Source organism: Pedobacter sp. B4419 (genome assembly GCF_059693725.1).
Genome location: NZ_JCASSL010000002.1, coordinates 1,820,218 through 1,842,240, shown reverse-complemented (window position 1 = coordinate 1,842,240; position 22,023 = coordinate 1,820,218). Strand labels below are relative to the sequence as shown.

Genomic DNA, 22,023 nt, shown 5'->3' with positions numbered 1-22,023 from the left:
TTTAATTAATGATGTTAATTCTTCCGGTTTTCCATAAAGCCGGTAAAAAAAAATTAAAATAATTCTTATTTATGGGTACTAGCGTAAGTTTGGATGATGCTGAAACCAGCTTCATCGATAGCATAAGTCAATTTATCGATTTTCGAAGTTAAGATGTTATACATGATGATCGCAAGCGTAGAAGTACCGATACCGGTTGCTGTATTGATCAAGGCTTCAGAGATACCAGTTGCCAAAGCAGCTTGATCTGGAGCACCAGAGTTAGCCAAACCACCGAAGGCTTTAATCATACCTGTTACTGTACCCAATAGACCCATTAACGTACCTACTGATACCAAAGTAGCAATGATCGTTAAGTTTTGCTCTAACATTGGCATTTCCAATGAAGTAGCTTCTTCGATGTCTTTTTGGATAGCCAAGCATTTTTGATCTGTGTCCATGTTAGCTTCTACTTCCATCTCGCCGTATTTTTTAAGACCAGATTTGATTACGTTAGCTACTGAACCTTCTTGTTTATCGCACTCTGCAACAGCAGCTTGGATGTTACCAGCGCTCAAAAGAGATTGAATTTTTTTAACGAAACCGTCTAAGCTTCCTTTACCTGTAGCTTTACCAATTACGATGAAACGCTCGATTGAGAATACAAATACCATTAAAAGCATACCGATCAAGATTGGTACGATGAAACCGCCTTTGTAAGCCATACCGCCATAGTTTCCTGGGAAAGGCAAATAAGTGTGGGTATCTACGTCATAGAAGGCCAATGACACTGCACTTTGGCTTTTGGCCACATCAGCAGGGATATTGAAGTTTGAAGGCTTTCCTAATACGAAGATGAAAAGTGAAATACCGATAATAATACAGATTGGAATTACCAGCGTTGCAAATAGATTAGATGCAGTTGAGCTCTCTTTTTTAACTGTTGTTGGTTTTGGTGCGTTTGCCATTTTTTTTAGTTTTTTAGTTTTAGTACTTGTTTTTTAAACTTTAGATAAATTATTAAATCTTTTAGTAATACACACAACGCGTATCGAAACTAATTGTTGCGTTAACAAATTTATAACTTTGATTTAAATTACAAATTAAATAATCGTTACACAATTAATTCGTTACGTTTTTCCGTTCACTTTTGCGAAGCTAACGGGGCATATAACTAAAAAAGATTGCCTATGGTTGGACAATCTTTCGCAATTAAAACTAAAAATTTAATTAAAAGCAAATTTAATGTGAAAAAAATACGTTAAACCAAGGCTTCGATCACTTTTGGAAGGGCATTCTGGATCTCCTCGCTGGCAAAATCTTCAAATTGCTTAAAGTTGTTCAGAAAAGCGACCGCCAGTTCATTCGCCTTAATATCGTAGTCTTGCTTGTTCCTCCAGGTGTTGCGTGGATTTAAGATTTCGGCAGGCACTTCTGGGCAGCTTTTTGGCATTAGCAAGCCAAAAACCGGATGCGCTTCAAAATCGGCATTGGCCAGGCTTCCATTTAGGGCTGCTGTGATCATGGCTCGGGTATAGCCCAGCTTCATTCTGCTGCCTATGCCATAAGGGCCTCCGCTCCAACCTGTATTAACCAGCCAAACGTTTACTTGATGCTTTTCCATTTTTTCGCCTAACAGTTTGGCATATTTAGTAGGATGCAAAGGCAGGAATGCCTTGCCAAAACAGGCTGAAAAAGTTAACTGAGGTTCGGTAACTCCAGCTTCTGTACCTGCTACCTTTGCGGTATAGCCAGAAATAAAATGGAACATGGCCTGGCCCTTTGTTAATTTGGAGATGGGAGGCAATACGCCAAAAGCATCGGCCGTTAAGAAAAAGATGTTCTTAGGCCCTGCCCCTACCGAAGGTAGTTTAGCATTGTCTATATAATGTATAGGATAGGCAACCCGTGTATTTTCTGTTTTTTCGATGTTGGAGAAATCTACTTCCCTGGTACCCGGAAAGTAATTGGTGTTTTCTAATAAGGATCCAAACTTGATGGCATTGAATATCTGAGGCTCCTTTTCGGCAGTAAGGTCTACGCACTTGGCATAGCAGCCGCCTTCAAAGTTAAACACGGCGTCTTCGCTCCAGCCGTGTTCGTCATCGCCAATCAGGGCTCGTTTAGGGTCGGCAGACAAAGTGGTTTTACCCGTGCCCGACAGGCCAAAAAAGATGGCCGTATCTCCATCGGCACCAACATTGGCCGAGCAATGCATAGACAGGGTCTGCTTTTGTTGAGGCAATATATAGTTAAGTACAGAGAAAATTCCTTTTTTAATCTCTCCGGTATAAGCAGTGCCACCAATAAGGATGATCTTTTTAGAGAAGTTCAAAATAGAGAAATTGCCTTGACGTGTTCCGTCTGTAGTCGGATTGGCCACAAATGATGGCGCTGCAATAATGGTCCATTCAGGCTGGGCCGGAATTTCCTCCTGATCGAACCTCAAAAACAGGTTATTGGCAAACAGGTTCTGAAAAGCATGTTCGGTTACTACCCTGATCGTAGTTCTATAGGTTTCGCTTGCACAGGCATAGGCATCGCGAACGTAGATCTGTTTCGAACTGAGGTGCTCGGTGAGCTGATTAAACAAAGAATCAAAATGAGCAGGACTGATTTTGATGTTAATATCGCCCCACCATACGGTATCTTCCGTTACTTCATCACAAACGATAAAACGATCTTTTGGCGAACGGCCGGTAAATTTTCCGGTATCAACGGCAAGCGCACCGCTATCGGCAAGCGTACCTTCTCCGTTCTGTAAAGCTTCTTGAACCAGTTCGGCTACGCTAAGCTGGTATTTAACTGTTTTAGCAGCTAATTTAAGGTAGCTCAAATCAGGTTGCTGTACATTTTTATTGCTCATATTTTTGGTTAATATGCTGCAAATCTAAACAGATATTAACGCAAAAAACAACGCATCTCAGATAAAAATTTTACTTATTGTGGCAAATACACTAACAATCAACAAACTGATTATCAATATTTTGAAAACAAAATTAGCCTCCAGATTTTTTTACTTTATAGCCTTCTTTTTGAAGCAATAAAACGATCTTGTCGCGAAAATCGCCTTGAATCAAAATTTCGCCATCTTTGGCAGCTCCGCCAACGCCACATTTTGTTTTCAGCATTTTGGTTAGTGTATCTAACTGTTCGTTGCTTCCTCTAAAACCTGTAACCAACGTAACGGCCTTACCACCCCTATTTTTGCGGTCTAGCATTACCCTCAAATCTTGTTGCGCATTGGTTAACTCTTCGTTTGCCTCTTGCTCATTGCTTTCAAAAACAAAAGACGGATCTGTGGAGTACATAATTCCCCCCAAATCGCTCAGTGTTTTATTTTTCGGTTTCATTTTTTCCTGCTTCTTTACTTGGTAATAATATTCAAAGATAATGGCAATACTTCAATATCAATATCTCTGCCCATAAACAAAGGCTCTCCATCTAAATGGATTGCATCTTCTTTTGTCCGTTTGATTTTGATACGTTGCCCCCTGATGATTTCTACCATATCCGATTCATGCGTTTGCGCACGCAACATGTGATAAGCTAAAACAGGAAGCTTGTAGAGAGGAAAAGGCTTGACAACACATACATCCAAAAAGCCATCGGTGATGGAAGATTTGGGAGAGATGTATACATTATTGCCATACTGGGATGAGTTGGCAATGCTGATGACAAAGGCTTTTCTTTTATAGAGCTTTCCATCAATTTCTATTTCATAGGGCTGTGGCTTATAGGAAGTCATTTCTTTGAGCCCCATTTCGATATATCCCTTTAGGCCACGGCTTTTGTTACCGGCAAAAACGGCGCTCAGTTGGGCATCGAAGCCCATTCCGGCCATATTAAAAAATGGCTTTCCATTCAACTTGGCCGTATCTATCTGTGTTATGTTAAGCGTATTGAGCAACTGGATGGCTTTTTTGGTCTGCAAAGGAATTTTGAGAAACCTTGCCAAGCCGTTTCCCGAGCCCAACGGAATAATTCCTAATGTCTTATCCGACTGTACAACTTTAGCGGCCACTTCGTTAATGGTTCCATCGCCGCCTACGGCTACAATCACATCGAAATTCTTATTTGCCGCTTCTTCTGCCAATTCTGAGGCATGCCCTATGTATTCGGTAAAACTATAGTTGGCATTAAACTTTGTCTTGTCTAAATACGCATCAACCAAAGCTGGGATTTTGAGTTTCCCCTTGCCCCCAGAAATGGGATTAATAATGAATAAGATATTCGTTTTTAACAAATTGCTTCGATTAAGTTGGCACAAAATAATTGATATTTTTTGACTATTAATAATATATATAGTAATTTTGCAGCTGTTAAAAGTGGACTGATTTGCGATGCTATGCAAGTAGCGGGATTGCAACCACGTAAAAAAAAGTGCTAAAACCATACTACAATCGTTTTACCACCTGTTTACAGGACCGTCATTCCATTTTAATAATAAGTTTATTTAAAAATTTAATTATTTAAAATGTCGTATTTATTTACATCAGAATCTGTATCTGAGGGCCATCCAGATAAAATTGCGGATCAAATTTCGGACGCATTAATTGACAACTTTTTAGCGTTCGATACAGAATCAAAGGTAGCTTGCGAAACCCTGGTTACCACTGGACAGGTTATTTTGGCAGGCGAAGTAAAATCTCAGACCTATCTGGATGTACAACAAATTGCAAGGGATGTAATCAGGAAAATTGGTTATACCAAGAGCGAATACATGTTCGAAGCCAATTCTTGCGGTATTTTATCGGCTATACACGAGCAGTCTCAAGATATTAACCAAGGTGTAGACAGAAGCAACAAGGAAGAGCAGGGTGCTGGCGACCAGGGCATGATGTTTGGCTATGCCACCAACGAAACCGACGACTATATGCCTTTGGCCTTGGATCTTTCGCACAAACTGTTGCAGGAACTGGCTGCATTGAGACGCGAAGACAGCGAAATCAAATACCTTCGTCCCGATGCCAAATCGCAGGTTACCCTGGAGTATGACGACAACAACAAGCCTGTGCGCATTGATGCGATCGTAATTTCTACCCAGCACGATGATTTTGACGAAGAAGGCACAATGCTGGCCAAAATCAAACAGGACCTGGTAAACATCCTTATTCCAAGGATCATCAAAAAATACCCTCAATATGCACATTTGTTCAATGCGAACATTCAATACCATATCAACCCAACCGGCAAATTTGTAATTGGTGGTCCGCATGGCGATACCGGCTTAACAGGAAGAAAAATCATTGTGGATACTTATGGTGGCAAAGGCGCACACGGTGGCGGTGCCTTCTCTGGAAAAGACCCGAGCAAGGTAGACAGAAGCGCGGCTTATGCAACACGTCATATTGCCAAAAACCTGGTTGCAGCTGGCGTGGCTAGCGAAATCTTGGTTCAGGTTTCTTATGCAATTGGCGTGGCTCAGCCTATGGGCATCTATATCAATACCTATGGCACCAGCAAAGTAAACAAGACCGATGGCGAAATTGCCAAGATCGTTGAAGGCATTTTTGATATGCGTCCTTACTTTATTGAGCAGCGCCTTAAATTGAGAAACCCTATTTACAGCGAAACAGCAGCTTACGGACACATGGGCCGCAAGTCTGAAACTGTAACCAAAACCTTCAAATCGCCAAATGGCGAAGAGAAAACGGTTACCGTTGAACTGTTTACCTGGGAGAAGCTTGATTTTGTAGACCAAGTTAAAGTTGCCTTCGGTTTATAATCGACAGCATTAAATATAGAAAAGGCTCCTGAGGTTAAATCAGGAGCCTTTTTTGTTTGCTATCAATTAATTTCTTTACAAAAAATCCCTGAAAACAACGAGCAGAGAAATACTGGTTTTCTGCGGTTGCTTATGTTGCTGGCAAAGGGTAGATTTATTAACTATTAATTAATGATCAGCGCATATTTATGTTGCCGGCCTAACCCATCAAAAGCTTATACCTTAAATTCTAAAAGGCAAAGCAAAAAGCACCTAAACAATCCAGAAGCATATTTAACCTAACCAATAATAAATTATGAAAAAAACCATGAATTTGGGCAAAGCCCTTAGCAAAGCAGAACAAAAATCTATAATGGGCGGCGATAGTCCGTTTCAATTTGTACTAATTGGCTGCAGCAACGGAGCGGTAGTTTGCATCTCTTGCAACGAAGGAGAAGATTGCGACGCCATAGCCAAAGCCGCCTGTGCCGCAGCTGGCAATAGCGAGAGCTAATACAATTATTAGTTAATTGACAGAACCGGCATTAAGCGATGCCGGTTCTATTTTATTCATATCCCTTTATTCTTCATAAACGCCTGCTCTTCGGCCAGGACATGCTTATCGTCTATAAAATAAGATTTCACGTTGGCGATGTGCATCTCATCAATCACATCTACAAAATTCTTATAATTAGCAGTATTTGTCGGCTTAATAACCACCACCATAAACTTTGAAGGGTTATTTTGATGGGTTTTGGCTACCTGAGCCTTGGCCTGCAAAATGTATTGCTGGATGTTTTCCATGCTCGCTTGCCTCATCACCGCCTTGCTTGGTTCGCCCATGTAATAAACCGCCTGATTATTTCTACCCAGCAAGATGGTCATTGTTCTTGATTGTGCCAATGTCATTTTCTCTTTGCCGTCAACCGGTTTGGCGATTTCCATCGATTTCATTTTGGCCAAGGAGGTAGTGAGCATAAAAAAGGTGATGAGCAAAAATGCCAAATCAACCATTGCAGTTAAGTCTACGCTTGGAGCTAGGGTTTTGGTTCTTCCCTTTACGGCCTTGCCGTTTTCTGGGGTAGTAAGTGTTGCCATATGCTGTTTAGTTTTAAACAGGATGACATACAAACAGAAATTGCATAAAAAAAGCGACTAAAAATTTAGTCGCCCTTTAATAAGCTCATTTTGGTGCTATTTTATAGCTTCAATAACGCCACACCCTACCCTTGGACCCGAGTTGCCCGTTGGCTGCGTGGTGTAATCATCTGTTCCGCCATGAACGATAATGCCTCTGCCAATAATATTTTTAACGTCGCCGTCTTTTACGCTCCATCTATCGGTGCTTACACTTACCGAACCATGGCCTTTGGCATCGAGCTTGATATTGCCTATGTCTCCAGAATGATAAGCAGCGCTGCCCCATTTGCCATGCATTTCATTAGTTGGATTCCAATGTCCATGGGTATTTTCTCCCATGTTACCACAATCACCATGCTCATGGAAGTGAACCGCTACGGTACTGTCGGCACGCTCGGGGAAATTGATCTCGAGATCCATCTTAATCTTTCCATCGGCCAGACTATAAAACTTGACGGTACCAATAGCCTTATTAGCTGCTGTTGTATTTAAGGTTGCCTGAGCAATCTCTTTTCCTGCATTGTTACATGCGCTCCATGCCATTCCTAGGCATAGCGCTAAAGGTATAAGGTATTTTTTCATATTATATATTTAGGTTTAGAAAAGAACAAACGCCGTAAAGATTTGGTTTTGAATACTTAACAAAGAATATATCGAAATCGAAAACCAATTAGCTTTGCTGTTGTTTTTAGGATATATAAACTTCAGCAATCATGGAACAGCCAGTAGAAATGAATACAATGAGTCAGATTTTGGAAAAACTAAGACTCAAAGGAAGAGATAACGAAATCAGGATGTCCGATCATGGCAAAATGCAATCGGCAAACCTCAATAAAATATACAAACCAGAAGATTTAACCATCGTAAAAACCTATCGTTTTGAGGGCATGTCTGATCCTGCAGATAATTCAGTACTTTATCTGGTAGAAGACAAAGACAAGAACATTGGTTATATATTAGATGCCTATGGTATTTATTCTGACAACGAGGGTCCGGCATTTGATGATTTTTTGAAAAAGCTCCCTGTAGCCGACCGAGATGAGCAAGAGCTTTTCAGCTAAAGCACTTGATAATAAAAAGGCTTCTCTGCAAACGAGAAGCCTTTTTTACGTCTACTAAAATAACTATGTTTGGGTTGATAAATCTTTCAGCCATGTGGACTTGCCCCTTATGTAGCCGCCCCTTTAAGCAAAGCAATCAGCAACATTACTGTGGAGACAAAACGGTTGGCGATTTTTTGCAGGGGAAAAGCGAGGTCTCATTGGCATTATTCGATCACCTGTTGGCTAAACTGACTACACTTGGCCCTATCCAGCTACATGCCACCAAATCGATGATCGTGATATCGGTTATTACACGTTTTGCTTTCGTGATTAACCTCGGCCGCAATTTTATCGATCTGGTATTGCCTTTTGATGAACCCTATTATGACAACCTCTGCTTTCGCAAAATTGGGCAAGTACCCGGAAGCAGGCAATATAATCACCATTTGAGGCTTTTATTTGCCGACGATATAAACGAAGAAGTATTTGGATACCTACAAAAAGCCTATGCCAACGGAAAAAACGTATGAATTAAACGGACATCGCCTCAAGGTAACTTTTGCCGACCAGCTAGTCAGCATAGGAAGTCCAAAAGCGCTTAAAGCATTTCTTTCCTTGGCTATAGAAGAACGCTCCATTACTTTTGCTGCGTTGCTTAAAAAAGATTATTACCAATTAACAGGAAAAAGCCTTGACATTAGCGATGATTCGATCATCATCGAAATCTGGGGTCATGTTTATGCCAGTTATGTAGCAAAAGCGATTAAAAATCTGATCAGCTTAAAGCTGATAACAGAGATGGCCGATTTTGTAATTAATCGTTCAGACAGCATTGAGTGTGGTGAAAGAGCGATTGACAGCAACCGTTTATTTTGGGATCTGCTTTCGAATTTTAAAGGCTTGATCTTGGAGTTTTTGCCCAAGAGCCTTAAGAATACCGAATCCAATGAATAATTACTGAACTTGCATCCTGATGCCAAACGACACCTTTCTTGTGACCGCCTTTCCGTCAGCCTGTGCAGGCAATAATTCTGGCGAATTCAACAAAACCCTTACCAGTTCTGGCAGTACTTGTTTATTTGGCTGTGGCCTAAATGACAAGTTGCTAACCTTACCTAGACTATCGATTGTGAAAGTTGCCCTGATACTAATCGATTGAACATCGTTTAAATAATTAGTGATCTCTTCGCTTAGATAGAATTCACTATTAAAGTATTCCCTAAAAGTCTTGTATTTGCTCTGCTTTAAGGCTGGATCCGAAAGGACGGCTTCATTCTTTGATTTATCTTCTCCTTGGCCAAATCCTGGGTCTATTGTTGGCGGATCCGTATTTGGTTTAGGTTCTTGTTTTATCCCGGCTATATATTTGTTCGCCTCATCAAAGCTGATCCTTTTGGTCTTTTTTTGATTCGCATCATAAATTTCCCAAGTACCGATGGCTGCACCGTTGCTGTCGTAAGTTTCGACCGCCTCCATACGCTTGTTTTTCAGGTCATATTTTTCAATCGTATAGTTGCCCCCATTCTTTGGCGTAATACTGATACGAGTCACTGCCTTGTCTTGTGCAACTTCAGCTCGCTGTTCGTCGTAATACTTAACGCTGGCCTGCTTGGTTTGGGAGTAAGCGCATGCCGCAGACAGCACGAACGCCATGGCTAAAAAGAAAATCTTTCTCATGTGCAATTTTAAGCTCGTTATTTTTATTTTGAGTTTGTTTGAACCCTCGAGCTTTTAGCCGCTAAAATAGTGCCATAAACCAAAAAAGCACCACTTTGTAAGTGATGCTTTTTGCGGTCCGGACGGGACTCGAACCCGCGACCTCCGCCGTGACAGGGCGGCATTCTAACCAGCTGAACTACCGAACCATTTCCCAAAACTAAATCTCTTTCGGATTGGGATTGCAAATATAGCGTCTTTAATTTATTTTACAATAAAAATTTGAAAATATTTATAACTCATTAATTTACAGCGCCTTCTTTCATCTTCTCTGCGTTTTCTGCAAATTGCAAAGCATCAATCAACTCTTGTACGCCACCATCCATTACGCCATTCAGGTTATATAAGGTTAAACCAATACGGTGATCGGTTACCCTACCCTGTGGATAGTTATAGGTTCTGATTTTGGCCGAACGGTCGCCGGTTGACACCATTGTTTTACGCTTGGCTGCAATGTCGCCATTCTTTTTCTGTACTTCTAAGTCATAGAGTTTGCTTCTCAACATCTCCATGGCCAATTCGCGGTTAGCCAATTGCGAACGCTCTACCTGGCAAACCACTACAATGCCCGACGGACGGTGTGTCAACTGTACCTTGGTTTCTACCTTGTTTACGTTCTGTCCACCAGCACCACCAGACCTTGACGTCTGCAAATCAATATCGGCAGGATTTACATATAAATCAATTTCTTCTGCTTCTGGCAATACGGCCACAGAAGCCGCAGATGTATGCACGCGACCTTGTGTTTCTGTATCAGGCACACGCTGTACGCGGTGTACGCCAGATTCGTACTTCAATTGGCCATACACATCATCGCCGCTCACCTTTAAAATTACCTCTTTATAGCCGCCTGCCGTACCTTCGGTTACATCCATTGTTTCTACTTTCCAGCCTTTGCTTTCAAAGAAACGGGTATACATCCGGTACAAATCGCCTGCAAATAATGCGGCTTCATCGCCACCTGTACCACCCCTGATCTCAAAAACTGCATTCTTTGCATCTTCAGGATCTTTAGGGATCAACATTAAGCGAACCCGCTCTTCTAATTCTTCTTGTTGGACCAATAAAAGATCCAATTCCTCTTTGGCCATCTCGCGCATTTCCTGGTCTTTTTCGGTACTCAGAATTTCCTTGTTGGCCTCGATGTTGCTCATCACATTCTTGTAGATTTTATATTCGTCTACAATTTTGCCCAAGTCTTTGTATTCTTTATTCAAAGCCGCAAAACGCTTCATATCCTGTACCGTGTCGGGATTGCTCAACTGCTCCTCAACATCTTCCCAGCGTAGCTTAATTGCTTCTAATTTTTCTAACATAGTTTTGTTTTTTGAAAATGTGCCTTGGTGCTAGCAACAAAGCAAGTCCCGCTATCCGCTTCTCCCGATTTCTATCGGGATCCGCTACTATCGGGTTTATTTAACGGCAGTCTGTGCCGTAAAGAATGCAAAAATACGATTTTAAGACTAAAGGTGAAAGCCTTCAGCCAAAAGAGCAGTCAAGCTCAAAAACCTGGTTAATTGGGCTTGTAATATTCAAGCTTAAGGTCTTGGCCATCAAAAACTCCGTAAGACGAATAATTGATCCACTCGCCAATGTTTACATAGCGGCTGTTATTGCCCAAATCAATATCCAGAGGCAGGTGCCGATGTCCAAAAACAAAATAATCAAAATGCGCTTCTTTCAGTTTTTCCTTGGCAAAAATAGCCAGCCATTCGTTTTCATTGCCTAAAAAAACTTCCTTCTTGTTGTTGGCAACCCTGCTGCTGCCCGACCAGCCGTTGGCAATAAACATGCCTATGCGAGGAGGCAACACCGAGAACAGCCATTGGCAAAATGGATTTCTGAACACCTTGCGCAAAAATTTATACTTCTTGTCTCCCGGCCCTAATCCGTCACCGTGGTGTAAATAAAACTTCTTGTTGGCCCGTTCAATCACCAATTCGTCGCTAATTATCTCAAGGCCTATCTCTTTGGTAAAATAATCGTCAACCCACATATCGTGGTTACCCTTAAAAAAATAGATTTTGATGCCTTTATCGGCCATTTCGGCCAATTTTCCTTGCAAACGGATAAAGCCTTTCGGAATGACCTTCCCATATTCGAACCAAAAATCAAACACATCGCCCATTAAAAACAGTTCGCTGCAGCTGGGCTCAATAAAATCTAGCCAACTCACAATGTGGGCTTCCCTTTTGCGGCTTTCTGTATAATTTGGCGCACCTAAGTGAAAATCAGAGGCGAAATAGATGCATTTATCCATAATAGTGCAAAGATAACAATTTCAACGGTCGTATAATCAGCTTCAACATGCTTATAAATATGGTAATTCTATAGTTTTAATAGACTTTTTTAGTTTTCTATGTAGAACCTGTCTAAATAAGACTAATTTTTAAAGTTTAATTGTTAAATTTGCAAAAATTTAAAAATATGATTTCAACTGACATAGCCATTATTGGCGCCGGACCCGTAGGTTTATTCGCGATTTTTGAAGCAGGACTATTAAAGATGCGTTGTCATTTAATCGATTATTTACCCCAAGTAGGCGGTCAGTTGTCTGAAATCTACCCTAAGAAGCCAATTTATGATATCCCTGGCTATCCTAGCGTATTGGCTCAAGAGCTTATTGATAACCTGGTAGAACAGGCTAAACCTTTTCATCCAGGCTATACGCTTGGCGAACGTATCGAAGGTTTGGAGAAACGTGGCGAAGGCGACTTTGTATTAACTACCAATATGGGTACCATCATCGAGGCCAAAGTTGTGGTAATCGCTGGCGGACTAGGCTGTTTTGAACCACGTAAACCTGCAGTTTCTGGTTTGGAGCAATTCGAAAACGGGAGAGGCGTAAACTACATGATCTTAGATCCGGAAAAATACCGCGGTCAGAAAATGGTTATTGCCGGTGGCGGCGACTCTGCTCTAGATTGGACAATTTTCTTGGCCGATATCGTATCAGAACTGACTTTGGTACACCGTAGCGAAAGCTTCCGCGGTGCGCCAGATTCGGTAAATAAGGTAATGGAACTGGCCGAAAGCGGAAAGATCAATCTGGTACTGAATAGCAACCTAAACTCGGTTAACGGAAACGGAAAACTAGAAAGTGTTGAGGTTATTCATAACCGAACCATGGAAACCGTAACCTATGAAGCAGACCACTTGATTCCGTTATTCGGATTAAGCCCTAAATTAGGCCCTATAGAGCAATGGAACCTCAACATTAGCAAGAGTGCCATTGAGGTAAATACAGACGACTACAGCACGAATATCCCAGGTATTTACGCAATTGGAGATATTAATACCTATACTAATAAATTAAAGTTAATTTTGTGCGGATTCCATGAGGCAGCTTTGATGAGCCACAGCGCTTACCAATACATCAATCCCGGAGTTAAATACACCATGAAATATACCACCGTAAATGGGGTAAGCGAATTTTAAGAATGGAAACAAACGATATTTCTATACAAGTTGAAGACCGTGAGGGCAATTTGGCAACACTAATTGCTCCTACTGACATGGGCTTAAGCCTAATGGAGTTTTTAAAGGCAAGCGAATACGATATTTTGGCTACCTGTGGAGGCATGGCACTTTGTGCTACTTGTTGCGTTGATGTGTTGGAAGGCGAAGAAAAGCTGAACGAAATGACAGACGACGAATATGCCATGCTGGATACCTTGCCAGATCTGTTGCCTAACTCAAGACTGGCTTGCCAGCTTCAATTAAGCCCAGCCATGGACGGATTAAAGGTTCGGCTGCATGCAGAGCAATAAGACAGGATAAAAACATAAATAAAAGGGGCGATAATCAGATTATCGCCCCTTTATTTTTTCCAACAAAGCAAATAAAAAAAGCCCTGAGCAATAAACTCAGGGCTTTTTTATGATTTAATTCGATGCTATGGATTTCTTTTCCATTTCTCCACTAAACCTCTACCAGAAAAAGTCCAATTGATATCGAAACTCTTAGTGGCTGTATTAAGCGTGAAGCTTTGGATAGAACTTGCATAATTAGTTGCACCATTATAGGCTTTAACTTCAGTAATTGCAGTATTGTCACCATTGAATTGGTACTCAACGAAACCACTATAGGTTTGCGCGATATATTGTACCCTTACACGATTAGGACCAACTGTTGATAAACTGATGCCATCTTCTGAATAGTGACCTATGTTAGCATCTATAGTACCATAGTTGTTATTTACATCGTAAAGGTATTTGCCTTCCCAAAGACTTTTGATAGGCAAGTTGTAAATAACAGCTCCAAAATTGCCACTTACAATACCAGCGGTTGCTGATGTAATTTTGATACCTATTACGTTAGCCTTAGTTTGGTCTAGCATAGGAACATTCAAAGTCACATCAAAATAAGCAGCCTTTTCACCTTTTTTAATGGTAACAGTAGAAGGGAAAGTGATAGCTCCACTAGCAATTTGATTGTATGGAAATTGTGCTGTTGGATATGCAGTATTCCATTTAGTTACCAACTCTGGTGCTAGCGCTACCTGTACAGTAATATCCTGTGGCGCTACATCTTCCGCACCTGCATATCTTACCGAAGTGGTAAATTTTGCAGTAGTTTGCGATGGATCTAGTGTTGTTGGTGTATAGGCATAAACTGGTGCTCCCGATGGAGAAGAAGGTGTACCTGTACTACCAAATTCAACTACGTTACCTGGTGATTTATCCGGATCTAATACAGTTGTATCGTCCTTCAAACAAGAGGTAAGTGCAACTGTAGCAAACAATAATGCTACAGTTTTATTTATAATTTTTTTCATTTTCATTAAATTTTAAATCCGTTTACCTATTAATTAGCATCCCAGAAGATAAGTGTACTAAACTTATTAATGCCTTGTGGTGCATTGGCCGGGTTCAAGTTGTACTCTTCTTGTGGATATAATACTCTTGTAGGCAATTTATCAACATGAGTAGATACCGATTGTCTAGAAGCGAATGTCAATAATGCATCTGCCGAACCATTTACAATAGCTGGATAGCCAGTACGTCTAAATTCGTTAAATGCTTCGTCGTTTTCAATCATGTTTAACGCAATGTATTTTTGAGTAATGATTGATTCGATTTTATGGTCTAGTGTAGTAGCTAAGGTAAAATTAACTAATGAGCTCGCAGCATTGGCTGTTTGATAAGCGGTCACATCAGTTGCTACGTTTTTAGTTGCATCTACAGTATTACTTACGTTTTTGTACAAATAAGTGAACGATTGTGTAATACCAGTATTGAATGCAGCTGCAGCATCACCAGTTAGGTAACCACGTGCATAGGCTTCAGCTCTTAAGAACCAAGCTTCCGCTGCCAACATTAATGGCTGAGCTTGTGTAGGTCCTTTTACGATACCCAATGCGGTAGCATCTTTAGTAGCTGTTGTCCACGAAGAACCTGCTGACAAAGCTGGTGGCACTGTTGAAGATTCATCACCCATTTGATTGATAGGGGTGGTTGGGAAAGACCTATAAATTACTTTACCACGTCCTTGGTCATTCAATTTTTTACCATCGTAGAAGCTATACATCCATTTAGTAGGAATTCTACTTGTAGTTGTATTTGCACCAGCAGTAGTAAAACCAATTGAGTTCCAAGTTGGATTTGGTCTTGTTGTTTTCTCATAACCTGGTTGAACCAAGGCGTCAGTAGTAATAAAACCAATTGTAGTATTCATAGCAGCAAATTCTGTATTTGCATAAGCTTGATGAGCTGCTACTCCAGCCATCTTGATCAACATACGCAATTTGATGGTATTGGCAAATTTCTTCCAATTATCCATGTTTATACCTTTATTAGCTGCTGTACCAGACGGATTACTACCACCAAATAAAGGATCGGCAGTAGCTGGTACGTCGGTAGTTTTACTCAAATTAGCTTGACCTGCAGTAATATCTGCAATCGCCTTATTCAACTCCGCGATACAAGCTTTGTAAACGTCTGCACCCTTATCATATTTAGGTTGCAAGCTTCCTGTGCCTTTAAACGCATCAGAATAAGGAACGTCGTTAAATTGATTCACCAAACGCTCAAAAGCTAATGACTTCATGATACGTGCAATTGAAGTAGACCAAACCAATGTTGGATCATCTTGAGTACTCTTGATTACATAATCAAAGTCATTGGCGTTGTTATAGGTCGCTGTCCATAAACCAGCATAATCACCTGTACCAAAATCATAAGTTACAACCGATCCAAAACCGCCGAAACCACCAGCATTTGCTCTTGCTCCAGAGAAATCGGCTAGACCCGTATTAAAAGTATTGGCTACAGCTGCGTTACCTACAATAGCTTGAGGTAATATAGCCTGTGGAGTTGATGAAGTGAAGCCGTTTGGATTTTCGTTAATGTCCAAGTACTTTTTACAAGAACTTGCACTAATAACTACCGCGCCCAACACGATATATTTAAATATTTTTTTCATGTTCTTTGTTATTATAAAGTTAATGATAAGGTTAGACCATAAAATCTACCTGGAGGAGTTTGGCTCAATGAGGTAAAACCTATAGCATTGCTACTCGCATCAAAAGCACTATACTCAGGGTCAGTATAAATATTGCTCTTAGGAGCCCACAAGAACAGGTTACGCCCTTGAACACTTACGGTACCACCTTTAATAAACTTGATATTGCTGAATACTGATTTTGGCAAATCGTAAGAAATTGAAAGTTCACGCATTTTCCAGAATGCAGCAGAGTAAGTATAGTTAGCGTTAACAGCTGTGTTTGATGGACCGTTAGTCCAGAAATCTACACCACCAGTTCTAGTTGTGATATTAGTATTCGCTACATATGTATTTGTTGCCGGATCTAAGTAAGACGAGTTAGGAACAATGAAACGCTCTCTGTTGAAATAAGTAGTTCTGATACCAGCACCTGAAAAGTCGAAACCAGTACTTGCACCAGTATAGATCACGTTACCTGTACGGTACTCGAATACTGTTGCCAAACGGATGCCTTTATACTCTACAGATAAGTCAAGACCTAAACGATGTTTTGGCTCTGTAATACCTAAAGAAGAAGTAAGGGTTGTTGCGCTTGGGAAACCAGTTAAACGATCAACAATAATTCTACCTTGAGAATCTTTATTATAAGTTGTACCTTTTAATAGAGGGAATGATTCGCCTACTTGGGCAACTAAGTTAGCTGTACCAAAAGTACCCAAACTGATAAAGCTTTGGTCTGTACTGATAGAAAGCACTTTATTAGAGTTATAAGTATAGTTACCACCAACTGAAACCTCTAATCCATAAGAAGTACGCACTGGCACTAGTCTCAATGAAGTTTCGATACCTTTATTTTCTACCTCACCCGTGTTGGTTAAGTAAGAAGTATAACCAGTTGCTGAAGGGATATTTACTGGTACGGTTTGATCTTTTGTATTTGATTTATAAGCAGTAAAGCTCACATTCACTCTTGATTTAAACATCTCTAAATCGAAACCACCTTCTAACGAAGTAGTAACCTCTGGTTTTAAGTTATCAGATACAATACGATCGCCTACACCAAATCCTGGTACACCTGCATAAGGATAACCAGATCCTTGTGAGAATGTAGGTTTCAATGCGTAAGCACCAATATTTACCTGACCTACTTTAGAAATACCACCTCTGATTTTCAAACTTGAAATAGTTTTAGACGATTTCAAGAAAGATAATGCGTCTGAAGCAATGAAAGAAATATCAGCAGCTGGATAGAACAACGAACGATTTTCAGGAGCCAAGATTGATCTCCAGTCATTCCTTGCGGTTGCGTGCAAGTATAAATAGCTTCTGAAGCCTAAACGGGCATCAGCATAAACACCTACTTGACGTACACGTGAATAGCTCTCGCCACCATTAATGTTTCCAGTCGTGTTAGATACGTTGTACAATCCAGGGATAACCATTACTGATGAGCTTGCGTTTACGTTCTTCGCATAGTTATCGCGCATACTTCCACCAATGATTGCATTTAAAGAGAAGTCTTTGCTCAATTGTTTGATGTATTGAGCCTGGAACTCAGGGTTCAACTGTGTTTCGGTATTAGACTGGTCTGAAACGCTACCTGGTCTGTTTGTAGCAACAGCATTACCACTGATACCGTTTCTATAAGCTGAATAAGTATATTTATCAGACCAAGCTTTTACCCTCACATTTCTGTTGCTCATACTTACCCTGAACAAAAGAGAAAGCTCTTGGATTGGGCTGTATTTAATTTGTACATTTCCAGTTAAATAATCATTACTGGTTAGGGTCCTACCATTACCTAAAGTAAAATAAGGGTTATCATAATACTCATTGTAGAATCCATCAGGAGAAGCAAATGGGTCTGTTCTCCAGTTTTTGTAACGGGTCAAAGGAACTTGACCAGGTGACATCAAAACGTTTTGAAAGGCAGTACCTGAATCACCTAAGTCAAATCTGTTTTGAACATAGTTGGCATTAAAATTAAAATTAACACCTTTCATCAATTCTTTAGCACCATTCAAACGTAATGTAAAACGGTTGTATTTATCTCCGGGAACAGTACCAGTTTGATCAAAATACTGAGAAGAAAGGTAATAAGAACCTTTTTCATCACCAGACGACAAACTAAAATCGGTTTGACTGTTTACACCGGTTTCCCAGAACTCTTGTTTACCTTCTTTTTCATTCCAAGAATAAGGAACAGTTTGGATAGAACCATCAACCAATGGCTTACCAATTACTTTCATCGAACCATCGAATCTTGGTCCATATTGCTGGTTCTCGTAAGCTGTGTAAGAAGGAATATCATCCGGACCTGTTCCTGAACCATATTGCTCTTGTACTTTAGGCAAGTAAGAGATCGTTTCCAAACTTGTAGTTTGACCTACTTTAATTTGAGTTACACCTCTTTTACCTGTTTTAGTAGTAATGATCAATGCACCGTTAGAAGCGTCAGAACCATAAAGAGCAGCAGCACCACCACCGTTCAATACTTGAATATCCTCAATATCTTCAGGGTTTAAGTTACCTAAGATGCTACTTGGAACGATTACGTTATCAACAACAACCAAAGCCTGGTTATTACCCAATAACGAACGGTTACCGCGCAAAACCAAACGAACGCTTGGATTCACACCCGAACCTACTGCGTTTACTTGTAAACCAGCAACTTTACCAGATAAGGCCGAAGCAACGTTGAATGCTTTAGCTTGGGTAAGTTCTTTTGAACCTAAAGTAGTAGATTGGTTACCTTGCTCACGACGTTTAATGGCAACACCACCCGCAGTAACCACTACTTGGTCTAATGTTTTAGCGTCTAGAACTAGGGAGGTGTTTACTACACCGTTAGCAGGAATAGCTACTTCTTGAGTAGTGTAGCCTAAGTAAGAAATCTGTAAAGTTCTGCCGTTTGCAGGAACTTTCAAGGTAAACTTACCATCAACTCCTGTTGTTGCACCGACAGCAGGGGCCTCTTTAACTTTTACGGAAGCACCTGGAATCGGCAGTCCGTCTTCACTTGCTTTAATGGTACCAGTAACCGTACGTTCTTGAGCGAACGAGGCTATAGCCATACACAAGATGAATAAACTTAGTACAAGTTTTTTCATGAATCAATAAAATTTAGGTTAGTTAATAGTTAATTAATCCCTAAATATGAGTAAAAGTATAGGGGAATCAAAATATTGAAATGTTAAAGTGACAATAAAAATTTATAACTTATTGATTATCAATTGTTTAAATTTTAACACTTTTTAACACTTCTTTGACTATTTTGAAAGGAGAACCTAAAAAAGTCAAAATGTAAACTAAAATTTACGTTGATTTTGGATAAAATGGCCGATTTAATTCTCTGTAGCCGAGGATTTTAATGGGCTTCCTATAGTTTTATAGGTTCCATCGCCTTTTAGGATAGCCAACATCTTTGACTGGTTATTAAAAAGCAATTTGGCTTGTTCTATTTCCTTGTCGTATTGAAAAGCCTGTTCTATTTTCCCTTTTTCGAAATAATAGCGGCTAATGATTTGCGTTTCAAGCACTTTCTTAATTTCTGCTTTATGTGTTAGCAGATCGGTTTTCTTGGCAGTCAACAGTTTAGTCTTTAACTCATCCAGATCGGTTTTTACCGCAGCAGACTTATTTTCTTTCTCGGCCTCGGTACGAAGATCGCCAATCAACTGCTCAGTGCGTGAGGTATAACTATAATCTTTGGCTGCCAATGAGCTTACAAACTGGGCATAATCTGCATCGCTTACCTGAAAGGTCTTTACGTTTGGTACCGTTTTATTTGCTTTCTTATAACTATTGGCATAATCAAAGAATAAATTCTTGGTGACTAATGAAATGGTTATCGGGCTATACTTGATCGGTTCTACAAAAACATCGGGATATACGCCATTGCCATTATATACGGTGCGCCCCGCTTTGGTATCAAATGCTTTCATTACCGAATCGGCGAATTTCTCAGCAACCCCGTTCTGGTCTTTGTGCGCATAATCCAATGCCTGGATACATCTGCCCGACGGCGTATAATACTTAGCTACAGTAACCTTAACCAAGCTATTATAGGGCAGGTTAAACGTTTGTTGCACCAAGCCTTTGCCAAAGCTGCGCTGACCGACTACAATTGCCCTGTCCAAATCTTGCAAGGCACCGGCTACAATTTCAGATGCCGAAGCTGAGGAGCTATTTACTAATACAATAAGCGGCAAACTTGGCGATATTGGATCGCTCATGGTTTTATAGGCGATTGTTTTCTCTGGGTTTCTTCCCTTTTGGGTAACCACCAGTATATCTTTATTAACAAACAGGTTGATGATCTTTACTGCTTCCTGCAATATCCCTCCACCATTGTTCCTTAAATCGAGTACAAGCCCTTTAGGTTTCTCTTTATTGATGTTTTCGAGCGCATCTTTTACTTCTTGTCCAGAATTTTCGAGGAACTTATCTAAACGGATATAGCCAATCTGCCCTTCTAACATACCCGAATATGAAACATTAGGTTGTTTGATCTCCTCGCGGGTTAAGGTTTTGTTGAGTACCGTGCCTTCTCTGATAATCACCAGGCTTACTGCCGAACCTTTAGGGCCACGCAATAGTTGGCTTACTTGATTGCGGTCTTTGCCCTGTATATCTACATTATTGATTCTTGTAATCTGATCGCCCGGCTTAATATCTTGCTTGAAGGCTGGATTATTTTCGCTTACCTCATTTACATAAAGCTTGCCTTCTATATTTAGGGTACCTATGCCAATGCCTCCATACTGGGTGCTGATATATTTGAGCTTGTAATCTTCGATCTCCGATTCAGGAATATATTCGGTATAAGGATCCAATCCGCCCAACATGGCATCGATACCATTGCGCATCAGATCGGCAGGGTTTGTTTCTTCTACATAGTTGATGTTGATCTCCTTATACAATGAAGCGAAAATATCAAGGTTCTTCGAAACCAAGAACAGGTCTTCCCTGAAAGCAAGCGTTACAGTTGCCAACGATATAACAAGCAATAGAATATATACCCTAAATTTTTTCATTTGTTTAAATATGTCTTCAGTAGTGATGAAGCAGCCATGATTATAAGTTTTTTATCCATTGGAACCCATGGCGGTCTCACTTACCTTATAGCAATAAAGGTAAACTTACAAAAAAGTGCAGGAAATTAAAAGCGGGGCTTATAATCGGTTGCCGTTCGGATCGGCCAAAGCTTTGCGGATGGTGAATTCAATATAAGTTTGGTCTCTCTTTACCAACTCCATGAGCTGCTGCACCAATTGATCTTCTTGGCCTGGTGTAAAAGCAAGATCGACTTGCGCCAATTCGCGATACTTTCTTAAGAATTTGGTTTTAACTTTTTGCCAGGTTTCGGGAGTAAGTGTAAAGCTTGCCATTGAATAATAATACTTTGAGCACAAAAGTATTAAATATTTATCAATACACACAGGGAGATGCGAAAAGTAATTATTGCCACCTACCAATCTGAGGTTAACTTCCGATTAAGCAACCTGGACATATAGCTATCTGTTTTAAGACCGGATATGCTTGTCAAAAAACTGAACATCAATTGTTTAAATATTTCTGTAAATTTAAATAGGTAACTATTCAACAACTAAAATTAATTATTATGAAAACCCTGATCATTAAACTAGCAGTAGTACTCACGTTTTTTGCATTTAGTTCATTTAAAAGCAAAACCTCAACTGGTTATGTTTACTTAGAAGTGAACTATATGACAGTAATGGGCGGTTCGGCTACCGTGCAGAACACGAGCACCAACGTAACCTATACGATTACTGCTGTAGATACCCAAGGTTCTGTAGAAGTTCCATATGGCAACTACATTGTAACCAGTGCTGGCACCAACTCTTGCAACCCTCCGTTAATCCATAGTGTAACCACTTCTAATGGCGAGTTTTCTTTTACAATTGATGAAGAAAATCAAGGTTTTACCATTTCGGCAAGCTGTTATTGATTGCAATACTTCACAAAAAAGGT

General features: G+C 40.3%; 22 protein-coding genes and 1 tRNA gene. 8 read left to right on the top strand and 15 right to left on the bottom strand.

Going from position 1 to position 22,023, the window contains the following annotated elements; translation table 11 throughout:
* Positions 1–65: 65 nt before the first annotated feature.
* The 4 genes from AC570H_RS19460 to AC570H_RS19445 all read right to left on the bottom strand — a co-directional run bounded on the left by AC570H_RS19460 (position 66) and on the right by AC570H_RS19445 (position 4,225).
* Entirely contained in the window at positions 66–947 is an 882-nt protein-coding gene (locus AC570H_RS19460; protein WP_497357955.1) for a MotA/TolQ/ExbB proton channel family protein, read from the bottom strand.
* A 293-nt stretch (positions 948–1,240) separates the two neighbouring features.
* A complete protein-coding gene (pckA, locus tag AC570H_RS19455) occupies positions 1,241–2,845 on the bottom strand; it encodes a phosphoenolpyruvate carboxykinase (ATP) (RefSeq protein ID WP_497357953.1) in 1,605 nt (534 codons plus the stop codon).
* A gap of 133 nt (positions 2,846–2,978) precedes the next feature.
* Entirely contained in the window at positions 2,979–3,332 is a 354-nt protein-coding gene (locus tag AC570H_RS19450; RefSeq protein WP_497357951.1) for a translation initiation factor, read from the bottom strand.
* Positions 3,333–3,346: 14 nt separating this feature from the next.
* A complete protein-coding gene (locus tag AC570H_RS19445) occupies positions 3,347–4,225 on the bottom strand; it encodes a diacylglycerol/lipid kinase family protein (protein ID WP_497357949.1) in 879 nt (292 codons plus the stop codon).
* Between the two features lie 231 nt (positions 4,226–4,456).
* On the opposite strand from AC570H_RS19445, the gene metK reads away from it, so the two are divergent.
* Complete coding sequence (metK, locus tag AC570H_RS19440; RefSeq protein ID WP_497357947.1) at positions 4,457–5,707, top strand: methionine adenosyltransferase; 1,251 nt, start codon at positions 4,457–4,459, stop codon at positions 5,705–5,707.
* 295 nt (positions 5,708–6,002) lie between these two features.
* Positions 6,003–6,200, top strand: coding sequence for a hypothetical protein (locus AC570H_RS19435; protein ID WP_497357945.1), 198 nt, complete (start codon positions 6,003–6,005; stop codon positions 6,198–6,200).
* Between the two features lie 56 nt (positions 6,201–6,256).
* Here the strand turns inward: AC570H_RS19435 and AC570H_RS19430 are convergent, their stop codons facing one another.
* Positions 6,257–6,784, bottom strand: a complete 528-nt coding sequence (locus AC570H_RS19430) for an ExbD/TolR family protein (RefSeq protein WP_497357943.1) — start codon at positions 6,782–6,784, stop codon at positions 6,257–6,259.
* Between the two features lie 96 nt (positions 6,785–6,880).
* Positions 6,881–7,408, bottom strand: coding sequence for a superoxide dismutase family protein (locus AC570H_RS19425; RefSeq protein WP_497357941.1), 528 nt, complete (start codon positions 7,406–7,408; stop codon positions 6,881–6,883).
* Positions 7,409–7,539: 131 nt separating this feature from the next.
* Between AC570H_RS19425 and AC570H_RS19420 the strand changes: the two genes are divergently transcribed.
* The 3 genes from AC570H_RS19420 (at position 7,540) to AC570H_RS19410 (ending at position 8,823) form a co-directional block, all read left to right on the top strand.
* Positions 7,540–7,887, top strand: coding sequence for a hypothetical protein (locus tag AC570H_RS19420; protein WP_497357939.1), 348 nt, complete (start codon positions 7,540–7,542; stop codon positions 7,885–7,887).
* A gap of 92 nt (positions 7,888–7,979) precedes the next feature.
* On the top strand, positions 7,980–8,399 hold the full coding sequence (locus AC570H_RS19415; protein WP_497357937.1) for a DUF5655 domain-containing protein: 420 nt from the start codon (positions 7,980–7,982) through the stop codon (positions 8,397–8,399).
* Positions 8,377–8,823: a hypothetical protein gene (locus AC570H_RS19410; RefSeq protein WP_497357935.1), complete on the top strand. Its 447-nt coding sequence runs from the start codon at positions 8,377–8,379 to the stop codon at positions 8,821–8,823. The genes AC570H_RS19415 and AC570H_RS19410 overlap by 23 nt, the downstream gene beginning before the upstream one ends.
* Here AC570H_RS19410 and AC570H_RS19405 read toward each other — a convergent pair whose 3' ends face one another.
* The 4 genes from AC570H_RS19405 to AC570H_RS19390 form a co-directional block, all read right to left on the bottom strand.
* Positions 8,824–9,546, bottom strand: coding sequence for a hypothetical protein (locus AC570H_RS19405; protein ID WP_497357933.1), 723 nt, complete (start codon positions 9,544–9,546; stop codon positions 8,824–8,826).
* A gap of 114 nt (positions 9,547–9,660) precedes the next feature.
* Positions 9,661–9,734: transfer RNA gene (locus tag AC570H_RS19400), tRNA-Asp, on the bottom strand.
* A 93-nt stretch (positions 9,735–9,827) separates the two neighbouring features.
* Entirely contained in the window at positions 9,828–10,901 is a 1,074-nt protein-coding gene (gene prfA / locus AC570H_RS19395; protein ID WP_497357931.1) for a peptide chain release factor 1, read from the bottom strand.
* A gap of 197 nt (positions 10,902–11,098) precedes the next feature.
* Positions 11,099–11,845 (bottom strand): UDP-2,3-diacylglucosamine diphosphatase, encoded by a 747-nt coding sequence (locus AC570H_RS19390; RefSeq protein WP_497357929.1) that lies wholly within the window; start codon positions 11,843–11,845, stop codon positions 11,099–11,101.
* 167 nt (positions 11,846–12,012) lie between these two features.
* On the opposite strand from AC570H_RS19390, the gene AC570H_RS19385 reads away from it, so the two are divergent.
* A complete protein-coding gene (locus AC570H_RS19385) occupies positions 12,013–13,023 on the top strand; it encodes an NAD(P)/FAD-dependent oxidoreductase (protein WP_497357927.1) in 1,011 nt (336 codons plus the stop codon).
* A gap of 2 nt (positions 13,024–13,025) precedes the next feature.
* On the top strand, positions 13,026–13,355 hold the full coding sequence (locus tag AC570H_RS19380; protein WP_497357925.1) for a 2Fe-2S iron-sulfur cluster-binding protein: 330 nt from the start codon (positions 13,026–13,028) through the stop codon (positions 13,353–13,355).
* A 125-nt stretch (positions 13,356–13,480) separates the two neighbouring features.
* On the opposite strand, the gene AC570H_RS19375 is transcribed toward AC570H_RS19380, so the two are convergent.
* From AC570H_RS19375 to AC570H_RS19355, 5 genes are all read right to left on the bottom strand, one after another.
* A complete protein-coding gene (locus AC570H_RS19375) occupies positions 13,481–14,362 on the bottom strand; it encodes a DUF1735 domain-containing protein (protein WP_497357923.1) in 882 nt (293 codons plus the stop codon).
* 29 nt (positions 14,363–14,391) lie between these two features.
* Positions 14,392–16,008 (bottom strand): SusD/RagB family nutrient-binding outer membrane lipoprotein, encoded by a 1,617-nt coding sequence (locus tag AC570H_RS19370; RefSeq protein WP_497357921.1) that lies wholly within the window; start codon positions 16,006–16,008, stop codon positions 14,392–14,394.
* Positions 16,009–16,019: 11 nt separating this feature from the next.
* Positions 16,020–19,139 carry a SusC/RagA family TonB-linked outer membrane protein gene (locus AC570H_RS19365; RefSeq protein WP_497357919.1) on the bottom strand — a complete coding sequence of 1,040 codons (3,120 nt, stop codon included), beginning with the start codon at positions 19,137–19,139 and terminating at the stop codon, positions 16,020–16,022.
* Between the two features lie 234 nt (positions 19,140–19,373).
* On the bottom strand, positions 19,374–21,065 hold the full coding sequence (locus AC570H_RS19360) for a S41 family peptidase (RefSeq protein WP_497357917.1): 1,692 nt from the start codon (positions 21,063–21,065) through the stop codon (positions 19,374–19,376).
* 138 nt (positions 21,066–21,203) lie between these two features.
* On the bottom strand, positions 21,204–21,419 hold the full coding sequence (locus AC570H_RS19355; protein WP_497357915.1) for a hypothetical protein: 216 nt from the start codon (positions 21,417–21,419) through the stop codon (positions 21,204–21,206).
* 233 nt (positions 21,420–21,652) lie between these two features.
* On the opposite strand from AC570H_RS19355, the gene AC570H_RS19350 reads away from it, so the two are divergent.
* A complete protein-coding gene (locus AC570H_RS19350) occupies positions 21,653–22,000 on the top strand; it encodes a hypothetical protein (RefSeq protein WP_497357913.1) in 348 nt (115 codons plus the stop codon).
* Positions 22,001–22,023: the final 23 nt, after the last annotated feature.